Genomic DNA, 12,077 nt, shown 5'->3' with positions numbered 1-12,077 from the left:
TCAGTCCTCGTCATGCTGCATGGCAAGGCCCGGCGCCTGTCCCGACTCCGCCCAGTCGACGAGCAATTTCAGCACGCGCCGCAGCGCGACGTCCTGCTCCTCGACACGCGCGGTCAGCGCGGCGACTTGCTCGGCGAGACTGGTGTCGGGCTCCACGTCTGTCGATGCAATGGGCTCCTCGCGCGGCGCGATCGGCGGATGGTCCTCCGCGTCGTCGGCGATAGGCCGCACTTTGAATGCGGGCACCGGCAGCAGTTCCGGGACAGGCTCACTGACCGCGAGCACGACCGGATCGGGCGCATGCGGCGTTTCGTCTTCCGCTTCGAGCTCGGGCTCGGGCTCGGGCTCCGACTCGAAGTCCGGCTCCAGCTCCGGCTCCGGTTCTGAGTCCAGCTCGGGCTCAAGCTCAGGTTCGGGTTCCGGCTCGACATCCGCCACCGGCTCGGGTGCAGCGACCGGATCCGAGTGCGGCACGGCCGGCGCGTCCGGTTCGGGCACCAGGCTCGGCACGGGTTCGGCTTCCGGCGTCGCGACCAGCGCTTCGCGTTCGGGTATCGCAATCGCCTTCACGCCGGGCATGTCGCCCGCAATGTCGGCAAGCACAGTCGCCACTGCATGCGCGTCGATCGTCTCGAGTTGCTCGATCGCTGCGTAGAGCAGGACGCGCCCGGCCAGTTGATTGAGCCGCCGCGGCACGCCGTCGGTGCCGTCATAGAAAGCGGCATAGGCGCCGGGCGTGAAGCCCGGGCGCCCGGTCCATCCCGCCACGGCGAGGCGATGGCGCATATAGGGTTCGACCTCGTCCCGCTCCATCGGATCGAGATGGTGGACCGCGATCACGCGCTGGCGGAGCTGTTCGAGCCGGTCCGACCCGTGCAGCCGCTCGCGAAACTCGGGCTGGCCGAGCAGGAAGATCTGCAGCAGCGCATGGCTGCCGGTCTGGAAGTTCGAGAGCATCCGCAGCTCTTCGAGGCTCGACACGGGCAGCGCCTGCGCTTCGTCGACGATCAGCAGCGTACGGCGTCCGGCACGCGCGGTCGCGCGCAGCCCGCGCTCGATCGCGACGAGCAATTGCGCCTTGGTCAGCCCGTCGCTCTCGATCTCGAGCCCGCCCGCGACGATCCGCAGCAGATCCTCGGCCTCGATCTGCGTCGAGACGATCTTGATGACGTGGAGCCGAGTCGCATCGACGGTGTCCATCAAATGGCCGACCAGCGTCGTCTTGCCCGCGCCGACATCGCCCGTGATGACGATGAAGCCCTCACCTTGCGCCAGGCCATAGCCGAGATACGCCATTGCCTTGCGATGCGTCGCGGTCTCGAACCAGAAGCGTGGGTCGGGCGTCAGCTGGAACGGGCGACCGCGCAATCCATAATAGTCTTCGTACATGCTGCTATCCCCGCAATGACAGAAATCCGCCCGTGCGTTTCAGAATTGATACCGTACACCCACTTGGCCCGTCGCCGAAAGCTGATCCGCGACGCCGCTCTGGCTGAACGAATACAGGCCTGCCGAAGCAGTCGTGCCGATCCGACCGAAATTGTGATAATAGAGCGCGGTCGCCGCGGCGCTTGTCACGCCCGGCGCATCGGCAATCCCGCTGTCGTAATAATTGTAGATCAGCGTCCCGTTGATACCGGAGACCCGCGTGAGCGGCACGTTGGCGAACGCCTGGGCATAATAGCTCTGGTCGCTGACGCCGTTGATCGAGAACGCCGCGTTGATCTGGTCGGGCGCGAGGAAGCGGCGGTTCGAATAGCCCGCGCCCACGCCGAGGTTGAGCTTGCCGCGAGTCGCCGAGATCACCGCATCGATGCCGCGTGCGCGATACGCCGAGGTCGAAATCGACTGCAACGCGCCGTTGAGGCACCCGCCCGCCCCCGCACCCGCCGCGCCAAACGTGCAGCCGCTATATTGCTGACCGAATGCCGCACGCTGCTGGAGGAACGAGGTCGGCAGACCGGCCAGGCTGTTGCGCAACTGCCCCCCGAACGTCTCGACCGTGTCATAGACATCGGCATTGACCGAGATCGAGCGCGTTGCGGCGTAGCTGAGCGTTCCGAAATAGGTCATCCCGCCATACCGCCGCCCGACATGCGCCTGCAGCGTGGTGCGCTCCGACGGACGCCAGATCACGCCCGCGTCATAGATCAAGCCGTCGGTCTCGTAAGCGATGCGTTGCGGCGAGGCAGGATCGGACTGGAAGCGGCCGCGGCGGTCGACCACCGGTACACCGTTTGCGTCGAGCAAGGCATCGCGCTGGCGCACTTGCAGATTCTGGTAGCCGACGCCCGCAGTGAGCGCGACCGTCGGCGCAACCGGCGCGACGAGATCGGCGCGAACGACCTTGTCCTCCAACTTCTGGTCGAGCTGGTTGGCGGTCTCGCGGTCATACGCGGCCGAGACGTTGATCCCGACGGGCAGCAGCGCCCCCGCTTTCACCCCCGCGCTGACGTTGACGGTGTGGCTTTGCGAGCTGTCGAACACGTCGAGCCGCGGGCTGCCAGGTGCGACACCGGTCGTCCCCGGTGACCCGGCCTTGGTGTAGCCGTAGCGATAGCTCGCCGCGACACCGACCGGGCCGACACGCGCAGCATAGCTCGGCCCGACATAGCCCGAGAACACCTGGCTGATATTGTCACGCTGGCCGACCTGCGCGATCGGTGCGGCGCCGCGAATATCGGTACGCGTCTGCGTCGCGATCGCGCCGGCCTCGATGCTGAGATTAGGCGCGACGGCGATGCTGCCGCGCGCCAGGCCATTGTGCAGGTCGTCGTCCCCGACACGCTTGGCGTAGGAAAAATGCCGCTCATAGCGGTAGCTGACCTGCAGCTGCGTCCGAGGTGTCTGGACCGACGCCTCGACCCCGCCCGCGACCGTCGAATAGGTCAGGACATCGTCATTCTTGAGATCGGCGGTCACGATCTGCCCGATCTCGATATACGGCGAGATGCGGGTTCGGCGTTGTTGGTCCTGCGCCTGCGCCGGTGCGGCCGCGATCAACGCAGCGAGCCCAGTCCCGAGCAGGAGTGCAGTGGAGCGGAGGCGGCACTTCATGACGCGTCTTCCTGTTGTCCATAATAGCTACCGAAGCGCCGCCCACCGGGGGCGAACGACACGGCGTTGAGGAGGAGTTGGATGTCTTCGCACCCGTCGAGCAGGTCGATCGCCTCGCGCAGGTCGCTTTCGCTGGTGCGGTCGGCGCGCACGACGAGCATCACTTGCCCGGCATGATGCGCGAGCGCGGCAGCGGGCGATGCGGCCAGCACCGGTGGCGAATCGAAGATCAGCACGCGCCGCGGATCGGCCGCGAGCAGTTGCGCGATCAGTTCGCCGGTGCGTGCACTCGCGACAAGCTCGGTATCGGCATTCGACTTGGTGCCGCAGGGCAGCAGGCTGAGATGCGGGATATCGGTGCGCACGACGCAGCTCTCGAGCTCGACCTGCGGATCGGCGAGCGCATCGAGCAGCCCCCGCCCCTCGCTCAACCCCAGCCGCGCCATGACGTCGGGCTTGGCGAAATCTGCGTCGACCAACAGGATTTCGAGGTCGCGCTCGGCCGCCATCGAGATGGCGAGGTTGAGCGCGCAATAGGTTTTGCCGTCGTCGGGCTGTGCCGACGTAACGAGGATCGTCCGCGACAGGTCGCCAGATCGCACGCGAACGCCGCGCGCGGTGGTGAGCAACTGGCGCTTCACCAGCCGGAATTCCTCGACCAGTGCGCCGATCGGCGCACCCGGTACGAGCATGCCGCGCTCGGCGAGCAAGGCGCGATCAATCTTGACCTCGGCGCCCGGCCGAGGCGTAGCGCGTGGCGCCGCGATCGGACGCGGCTCGGGCGTAGGCGACGCGAGTGGCGCGATCGGCGTGGTGACCGGCTTCTCGGCCGGTACATCGTCGAGCGGACGGAAATGTGTGTTGAAGTCGTAGCGCGTGGCCGCCTGCTCGAGCAGCGACGGACGCTTGCGCAGGGTTGGATCGCTCATGCTGCCAATCCTCGCTGAAGCATCTCGACCCCGAGCAAGCCGATATAGGCCGCACCGAGTGCGCCGACCCCGCCGGCAAAATAGGCGAGCATCCGCCGCCGGTGTGCGAGCTGCGCCTTGGTGACGATCGCCCCGATCGAGCCGATCACCGGCAGTCCGGCGGCCTTTTCGAGCCGGCCTGCGGTCGCAAATGTCGTCTTGAACTGCGTCAGCCCGAAAGCCACCGCGACGCCTGCGCCGAGCGCTGCGATCAGCACCCCGGTCAGCAACAGCGGCCGGTTGGGCGATGCAGGAACGCGCGGTGCCGTCGGCGGATCGATTACGCTGAACTTGATCGAATCGGTCTGGCTCTGCGCCTGGCCGCGCAGCTTGATTGCCTCGCGATCAGCCAGCAGCTTGGCATAGCTGTCCTTCATCACCTGATAGTCGTTATCGATCTGCGACTGCTGCGCGGCGACCGCGGGGTCGCCAGCGAGTTTGCCGTTGATCGCATCAAGATCGTGCTGGAGCTGCCCCTTGCGCGCGCTAAGCGCCGCGACTTGCGCCTGTTTGTCGGCCTGGATCGAGCGCAGCCCGAGATAGGCCGGGTTCGAAGCCGACGCGGCGCCACCGCCGCCGACCATCGGCTCGCTGCGCGCTGCTGCCTGCGCGGACGCAAGCTGGCTGCGCAGCGCGACGACGTCGGGATGGTTCTCGGTATAGCCGCGCGCCCGCGCATCGGCGAGCTGCCCCTGGATCGCATTGAGCCGCGCACGCGCCGGGCCGGCGCTGGCGGCAACGCCCGCTGCGCCGGGGATGTTGGCAGGCGTCCCGGCCATCTGGCCATTGACCACCGACAGTGCCGACTGCGCCGCCGCCAGATCGCTATCGACCTGCGCCATCGCCGAGCGCGCCGCGCCCATCCGGTCGGTCAGCGAGCCCGAACCCGGCAGACTGCCGAGATAGCGGTTCTGGAAGTCGGCGCGCTTGGCATCGGCATCGGCGAGCTGCTTCTGACGCTGCTCGAGCTGCGCATCGAGGAATTTGAGGCTCGAATTGGTCTCGTCGCGGTCGCCCGACAGATTCTGTTCGACGAATAGGTCGATCAGCTTCTGGACGATCTGCGCCGTCACCTTGGGGCTCGATCCGCTGGCGACGATCTCGAACAGATTGTCCTGCTGCGCGGTGATCTTGATCGCCTTGGACAGCGTATTGACGCGGTCGGCGACATCGCGATCGGTCTTGACCGTGTTGGCGAGATCGGTGCCGCGCACGACCTTTTCCAGATTGACCGCCGAGGTCAGCGTCTGGCGGATCGTGTCGACGTCCTTCTGCTGGTCGGCCGCGGTGATCCCGACCGCGCTCGGCAGGATCGTGTTGAGCTGGACGAAGACGCGCGCGCGCGATTCGTAGCTGTTGTGGAGCTGCGCGACGACCGCCCAGCCCAACACCGCGACACCCCATGCGACGCCGAGCGCTATCCAGCGCCGCATCCACATGGTGTGCAGGATGATCTGCACTTCGGTGAGGAAACCACTCATCGTTCGGCGGCCCCTAGAACATGCTCTCGGGGATGATGATCACATCGCCGGGTTCGAGCCGCACGTTGGCCCGGCTGTCGCCGTCCTTGAGCAGACGCGACAGTTTGAGATTGTATTCGACCTGCTTGCCGGTCTCACGATTGTAGCGGACGAGCTTTGCGCGGTTGCCTGCGGCATATTGGCTTAAGCCCCCGACCGAGATCATCGCGTCAAGCAGCGTCATGTTGGCGCGGTACGGAATCGAAGCAGGTTTGGCGGTCGCACCGACGATGCGGATCTGCTGGCTGAAGGTGCCGGAAAAGTTCTCGACAATGACCGAAACGATCGGATCCTTGATATATTCCCCAAGGGCGATTTTCATGTCGTCGGCGAGCATCCGCGGCGTCTTGCCGACCGCGGGCATGTCGCTGATCAGCGGCGTGGTGATCCGGCCGTCGGGGCGGACCTGCACCTTCGACGACAGCTCGGGGTTGCGCCACACGAAGATGTTGAGCTGGTCGAGCGGGCCGATGATATATTCCTCGCCCGGCTGTTCCTGCCCGGCGACAAAGGCGGCCTGCGGCAGTTCAGGGCGGCTCGCGGTCGTGCAACCGGCCAGCGCGAGCGCGCTCGTCCCGACGCTCAAGACCACGCGAACTGACTTCGAAAAACGCTGCATGCATACCTCCCACCGCTTGATGCTGCCGACCCGAGTCACGTCTGCCCCGGATGAGCAAGCTACGGCTGTCGACACGATATGGTGCGGAAGGGGTGAATATACCGTTAGGAATGCTCGGCCAGCGTTTCCAACGGGAGCGGATGCCCCAGAAACGCCGTCGGGCTTGCCGAGACTCCGTATGCGCCGGCCATGAACACCGCAACCAGATCGCCGACCGCGGCGACCGGCAACGTGACGCGATCGGCGAGCCGATCGAGCGGGGTGCACAGCGGCCCGACGACGCTGACGACCTCAGTCGGCGCACCGGCGGCGGCGGTGGCGATGCTCACCGGATAGTTGCGCTTGACCACCGTGCCGAGATTGCCCGTCGCCGCGAGCTGATGGTGGAGCCCGCCATCGACGACAAGGAAGGTCTCGCCGCGGCTCTCCTTCCGATCGACGACGCGCGTGAGATAGACCCCCGCCTCGCCGACGAGCCAGCGCCCGAGCTCGATCGCAAAGCGCGTGTCGCGCAAGGCCGTGCTGCGGGTGCAGAGTGTTTCTGCGAGCGCCGCGCCGATCGCGGCGATGTCGAGCGGCACTTCGCCCGGGAAATACGGGATGCCGAAGCCGCCACCGAGATTGACGAGCGGCGGCGTCACGCCGATTTCCTCGGCGAGCCGCCCGGCCAGCGCCATCGTCGCCGCCTGCGTGTCGATGATCGCCTTGGCGTCGAGCGCTTGCGAGCCCGCGTAGATATGCAAACCGCGCCAGTCCGCCCCGCCCGCGATCACATCGCGCGCCACTGCGGCTGCGCGATCGGCGTCGATCCCGAACGGCGACGCGCGCCCCCCCATCCGCATCCCCGATCCGCGCAGCTCGATCTCGGGATTGACCCGGATTGCAAGGCGCGGCGTGATGCCAAGTCGGTCGCCGATGCCAAGCGCGCGTGTCGCCTCGCCGCTCGATTCGAGGTTGATCGTGACCCCGGCCTCGATCGCAGCCGTAAGCTCGTCGTCGCGCTTGCCCGGGCCAGCAAAGCTGATCGTCTGCGGCGCCTTGCCCGCCGCGAGCGCCATCGTCAGCTCGCCGCCCGAGGCGATGTCGAGCCCGTCGACCAACGGCGCCATCGCCGCGAGCAGCGCCGCGAACGGGTTGGCCTTGATCGCATAATGCAAGTCAATGCCAGGAAAGGCCGCGCGGAAGCGGGCGATCCGCGCTTCGACCGCTCCCCTGTCATAGACGAACAGCGGCGTATCGCCCGCGATCGCCACCCAATCCGTGGCGCTGCGCCCGGCGATCGTGAGGGGGGCACCGGCAAAGTCGGCGGGGATCGTACCCATCGGTTTCATGACGTCAGTTCCGCTTTGATCGCTGCCCGGTCGAGCTTGCCATTGGCGTTGCGCGGCAGCTCTGCGCGCCATTCGTAGCGCGCCGGCTGCTGGAAGCTCGGCAGATCGCGCCGCAAGCGCGCGCGCAGATCGGCCTCGCGCGCACCATCGCCGCGCGCCACCACGACGATCGCCTGGCCGAGCCGCGGATCGGGCACCCCGAGTGCGACCGCCTCGACGGTCTCGCCGCCCGCCACGACGGCTTCCTCGATCTCGGTCGGGCTGATGCGGTTGCCGGCACTCTTGATCATCTCGTCGTCGCGCCCGACGAAGCGCAACAGGCCTTCGTCGTCGATCACCGCCGTATCGCCCGACCACACCGCCATTCCGCCCGATGTCGACCAGGCCGGTGCGGGACGGAAACGCTGCGCGGTGCGCTCGGCATCGCGCCAATACCCTTGCGCGACAAGCGGCCCGGCATGGACGAGCTCGCCCGGCTCGCCCGCCGCGGCTTGCGATCCGTCGGGGCGGACGATCATCACCTCGGCAAAGGGGATCGCGCGGCCGATCGAGTCGGGATGCGCGGCGACCAGCGCGGGGGCAAGATAGGTCGAGCGGAACGCCTCGGTGAGCCCGTACATCGGGTAGAGATCGGCCTGCGGGAACCGCGCCCGCACCCCGGCGACGAGCGGCGCGGTCAACGCTCCGCCCGAATTGGTGAGGCGCTTCAAACGGCGTGCCGCGGCATCGGGCCACTCGGCTTCGAGCAACTGGACCCACAGCGGTGGGACGCCCGCGAGCGTCGTCGCGCCGACGCGTTCGACCGCCTTCACGACATCGCGCGCCGTCAGATAATCGAGCGGCGCGTAACTGGCGCCCGCCGCCCAGGTCGAGAAGAGCTGGTTCTGTCCATAGTCGAAGCTCAGCGGCAGCACGCCGAGCACGCGGTCGTCGGGCGTCAGCGCGAGATAGTGCGCGACGCTGATCGCGCCGAGCCACAGATTGGCGTGGCTGAGCATCACCCCCTTCGGCCGCCCGGTCGATCCCGAGGTATAGAGGATCGCGGCAAGCGTGGCGGGATCGGCGTTAGACGGCGGAAGTCGGCCCCCCCCGCGCACGTCCTCGTCGAGCAAGGACGCACAGTCGGTGGGGATATCACCGCTTTCCAGCGTATCGCGTCGCCCCGCCTGGGTCAGCAGCGCTGCCGCCCCGCTGTCGGCCAGAATATAGCCGACCTGCGCACGCTTGAGCATCGGATTGATCGGAACATGCACAAGGCCCGCGCGTGGCGCCGCCATCGGCAATACGCACGCCAGCCGTGTCTTGGGCAGCCAGCTCGCGACCCGCGCACCCGGCGCATAGCCCTGCGCCGCCAGCCACGCCGCCACTTCGCCCGTCATCCGCTCGAGCCCGTCGAAGTCGAGCGTCCCCGCGCGATCGATCACCGCCACCGCATCGCCACGCCCGAACGCGGGCAGCGTATCGATAGGCCGGGGGATTGGGTCGAGCGCGAGCATGCCCCCTGATAGCGAACGCGGCTTGGCTGTGAAGGGCTCGCGCGGGGGCGGCTCTTGGCATTGCCCGGCCCAGTCTCTATCGCGGTGCAACATAACGGCTAGAACCGGGGCTCCTTGTGCTTCCAGATGATTACGACCAGATCGATTCGACCGTCCGCGCGACGTTGCGCGACGTGCTGGGGCTGAGCGAGGCGCGCGCGGCCGAGTTGCGCGCAGAGACGCCGCTGTTCGGCGCGATGCCCGAGCTCGATTCGATGGCGGTCGCTGGCCTGCTGACCGAGATCGAGGAGCGGCTCGGCATCCTGATCGAGGATGACGAGGTCGATGGCGAAATGCTCGAGACCTTTGGCAGCCTCGTCCGCTTCGCCGCGGCCAAGGCGCCGCGATGACGCTACCCGCTTGATCGACTCGTACGAGACGCGCCGCGGCCGCGAGGCCATGCTGCGTTTCGGGCCGGGGAGCGGGCCGGTCGCCGTCGTCACACTGCCGCTGTTCGAGGAAGCCAATCGCGTCCGCGCGCTTGCGGTGGCGATCTGCCGCGCCCTTGCACGCTGCGGCGTGGGCAGCTTGCTCCCCGACGTGCCGGGCCAAGGCGAAAGCCTTGTTCCACTCGAGCAGTGCGGCATCGGCGATTTCAGCGATGGCATCGCCGACGCGATCAAGCCTGAGCGCGCCGACGGTCGCCGCTGCTACGGCGTGTCGATCCGCAGCGGCGCGCTGATCGACACGACTGCCGCATTGGACGGTCGCTGGCAGCTTGCGCCGCAGGACGGCGCGAGCGTGCTGCGCGACCTCAAGCGGATCAAGCAAGCCGCCGCGCGGGCGGGAACGGTACTGGGCGATCGTTGGTATCTCGATGCCGACGCGCCGATCGAGATTGCGGGCAACCGCATCGCGCCGGGTCTGCTGACCGATCTCTCGCGGCGTATCCCGTGGACTGCGGCGGATGGGGGATTCGTCCGGACCGTCCGGCTCGCGACCGACACGATGCCGGCCGATCGGCATGTCCCCGGCGCACCGCTATGGCGACGCGCCGAGCCGGATTCGGACCCTGCGCTCGCGACGATGCTCGCCGACGATATTGCCGACTGGATCACCACATGCGGAGGCTGATCCGCTTCGCCTGCGCGGGCGACACGCTGTTCGGCACGCTTGATGAAGCGCCGGGCAAGACCGGGCTGCTGATCGTGTCGGGCGGCAACGAGATCCGTATCGGCGCGCACCGCGGGATGGCGCTGCTGGCCGAGCGCCTTGCGGCGCGGGGGATCCCGGTGCTGCGCTTCGACCGGCGCGGGATCGGCGATTCGACGGGGACGAACGGCGGGTTCCTGACCTCGGGCCCCGATATCGGATGCGCCGCGGCGACCTTCAGCGCCGAGGCGGGGATCGAACGGCTCGTCGGTTTCGGCAATTGCGACGCGGCGACGGCGCTTGCGCTGTTCGGCGCGACCGCCGGGATCGACCGGCTGATCCTCGCCAACCCCTGGGTGATCGAGGAAACCGACGCGCTACCCCCCGCAGCCGCGATCCGCGCGCGCTATGCCGAGAAGCTGAAAGACCCGCGCGAATGGCTGCGGCTCGCGCGCGGCGGTGTCAATTTGTCCAAGCTGGCCGGTGGGTTGGCTAAGGTTGCGCAGAGCAAACCTGAAGCCGCCGAGAGCCTGGCGGCGCGACTGCGCGCGGCATTGGCGGCGAGCCGGATCGACACGACGATCCTGCTCGCGGCGCGCGACACCACCGCGATCGCGTTTCGCGACGGGTGGGACGGGCCGGTCGCGCTGTGCGACACCGACAGCCACAGCTTCGCGCATTCGAGCGATGCGGCGTGGCTGGAGGCGCAGATATTCAGCGCGGTAACGCGCATTTAGAGTTTGATCGACGCCCCCTAAACCGTCATCACGGCCTCGTGCCGGGGTCCACCGGGATGCATATCCTGCCCATGCAGAATCTGTGGCGCGGTGCCCCCCGGCCCGAGGCCGGGGTGACGAAGAATGAGGCTCTTACTCCGCCGCCTCGGCCAGCTCGAATTCAGCCTCTGCCAGGAACTTCTCGGCATCGAGCGCCGCCATGCAGCCCGTTCCCGCCGCGGTCACCGCCTGGCGGTAGATCTTGTCCATCACGTCGCCGCACGCGAACACGCCCGGTACGCTGGTCCGCGTCGAGCCCGTCTCGACCCACAGATAATGGTCCTCGTCGAGCTTCAGATGCCCGCGGAACAGTTCGGTCGCGGGATGATGCCCGATCGCGACGAAGCCGCCCTCGGTCTCGAGCCGCGACTTTTCGCCGGTCACGGTGTCGACCAGATCGATCGCGACCAGCCCGGCATTGCCGCCGCCATCGACGAATTGGTCGACTTCCTTGTTCCACAAGACGGTCACGCCCTTGTGCGCGAACAGCCGCTCCTGGAGGATGCGCTCGGCGCGGAGCGAACTGCGGCGGTGGATCAGCGTCACGTCGGGCGAATGGTTGGTGAGGTACAGCGCTTCCTCGACCGCGGTGTTGCCGCCGCCGATCACTGCGACCTTCTTGCCGCGATAGAAAAAGCCGTCGCACGTCGCGCAGGCGCTGACGCCCTTGCCCTTCAACGCTTCCTCGCTGTCGAGCCCAAGCCACTTGGCCTGAGCGCCGGTCGCGATGATCAGCACCTCGCCTTCATAGACGTCGCCGCTGTCGCCGGTTAGCCGGAACGGGCGCTGCGACAGGTCGACCGCGACGATCGTGTCGTACATCAGCGTCGTGCCGACATGCTCGGCCTGCTTCTGCATCTGCTCCATCAGCCACGGCCCCTGGATGACGTCGGCAAAGCCGGGATAATTCTCGACATCGGTCGTCGTCATCAGCTGCCCGCCGGGCTGGATGCCCTGGACGAGGATCGGCTTCATCCCCGCGCGTGCGCCATAAATGGCGGCGGAGAGGCCGGCGGGCCCCGAACCAAGAATCAACATGCGGGTGTGGTGAGTGGTCATGATGGCTTTCATCCTGTCGGCCCGCTGCCTCTAGGGGCTGTCTCTTATACACATCGTGCGTGAAAAAAAAAAGGGGGGGGGGGGGGGGGGGGGGGGGGGGGGGGGGGGGGGGGGGGGGGG

At 67.6% G+C, this 12,077-nt stretch carries 11 protein-coding genes; 3 read left to right on the top strand and 8 right to left on the bottom strand.

From position 1 onward, the window contains the following. From QN347_RS12430 to QN347_RS12400, 7 genes are all read right to left on the bottom strand, one after another. Positions 1-1,389, bottom strand: a complete 1,389-nt coding sequence (locus tag QN347_RS12430; protein ID WP_322159624.1) for an XrtA/PEP-CTERM system-associated ATPase — start codon at positions 1,387-1,389, stop codon at positions 1-3. A gap of 39 nt (positions 1,390-1,428) precedes the next feature. Beyond that, on the bottom strand, positions 1,429-3,057 hold the full coding sequence (locus QN347_RS12425; RefSeq protein ID WP_322159625.1) for a hypothetical protein: 1,629 nt from the start codon (positions 3,055-3,057) through the stop codon (positions 1,429-1,431). Next, entirely contained in the window at positions 3,054-3,986 is a 933-nt protein-coding gene (locus QN347_RS12420) for an AAA family ATPase (RefSeq protein WP_322159627.1), read from the bottom strand. The genes QN347_RS12425 and QN347_RS12420 overlap by 4 nt, the downstream gene beginning before the upstream one ends. Beyond that, positions 3,983-5,506 (bottom strand): XrtA system polysaccharide chain length determinant, encoded by a 1,524-nt coding sequence (locus QN347_RS12415; RefSeq protein ID WP_322159629.1) that lies wholly within the window; start codon positions 5,504-5,506, stop codon positions 3,983-3,985. Before QN347_RS12415 ends, QN347_RS12420 begins: the two co-directional genes overlap by 4 nt. 13 nt (positions 5,507-5,519) lie before the next feature. Further along, positions 5,520-6,164: an XrtA/PEP-CTERM system exopolysaccharide export protein gene (locus QN347_RS12410; protein ID WP_322159630.1), complete on the bottom strand. Its 645-nt coding sequence runs from the start codon at positions 6,162-6,164 to the stop codon at positions 5,520-5,522. A 104-nt stretch (positions 6,165-6,268) separates the two neighbouring features. Continuing rightward, a complete protein-coding gene (locus QN347_RS12405; protein ID WP_322159631.1) occupies positions 6,269-7,495 on the bottom strand; it encodes a pyridoxal-dependent decarboxylase, exosortase A system-associated in 1,227 nt (408 codons plus the stop codon). Next, a complete protein-coding gene (locus QN347_RS12400; RefSeq protein ID WP_322159633.1) occupies positions 7,492-8,991 on the bottom strand; it encodes an AMP-binding protein in 1,500 nt (499 codons plus the stop codon). The genes QN347_RS12405 and QN347_RS12400 overlap by 4 nt, the downstream gene beginning before the upstream one ends. Before the next feature lie 116 nt (positions 8,992-9,107). On the opposite strand from QN347_RS12400, the gene QN347_RS12395 reads away from it, so the two are divergent. From QN347_RS12395 to QN347_RS12385, 3 genes are read left to right on the top strand one after another with little or no spacing between them, the layout of a single operon-like run. After that, positions 9,108-9,380 (top strand): acyl carrier protein, encoded by a 273-nt coding sequence (locus QN347_RS12395; protein WP_322159635.1) that lies wholly within the window; start codon positions 9,108-9,110, stop codon positions 9,378-9,380. A 10-nt stretch (positions 9,381-9,390) separates the two neighbouring features. Next, on the top strand, positions 9,391-10,104 hold the full coding sequence (locus tag QN347_RS12390) for a hypothetical protein (protein ID WP_322159636.1): 714 nt from the start codon (positions 9,391-9,393) through the stop codon (positions 10,102-10,104). After that, positions 10,092-10,859, top strand: a complete 768-nt coding sequence (locus tag QN347_RS12385; RefSeq protein ID WP_322159638.1) for a hydrolase 1, exosortase A system-associated — start codon at positions 10,092-10,094, stop codon at positions 10,857-10,859. The genes QN347_RS12390 and QN347_RS12385 overlap by 13 nt, the downstream gene beginning before the upstream one ends. A 132-nt stretch (positions 10,860-10,991) precedes the next feature. Here QN347_RS12385 and trxB read toward each other — a convergent pair whose 3' ends face one another. Beyond that, complete coding sequence (gene trxB / locus QN347_RS12380) at positions 10,992-11,957, bottom strand: thioredoxin-disulfide reductase (RefSeq protein WP_133187369.1); 966 nt, start codon at positions 11,955-11,957, stop codon at positions 10,992-10,994. Positions 11,958-12,077: the final 120 nt, after the last annotated feature.

Source organism: Sphingomonas sp. 10B4 (assembly GCF_035019905.1).
Lineage (GTDB): Bacteria > Pseudomonadota > Alphaproteobacteria > Sphingomonadales > Sphingomonadaceae > Sphingomonas > Sphingomonas glacialis.
This window is presented reverse-complemented; position numbering and strand designations above follow the sequence as displayed.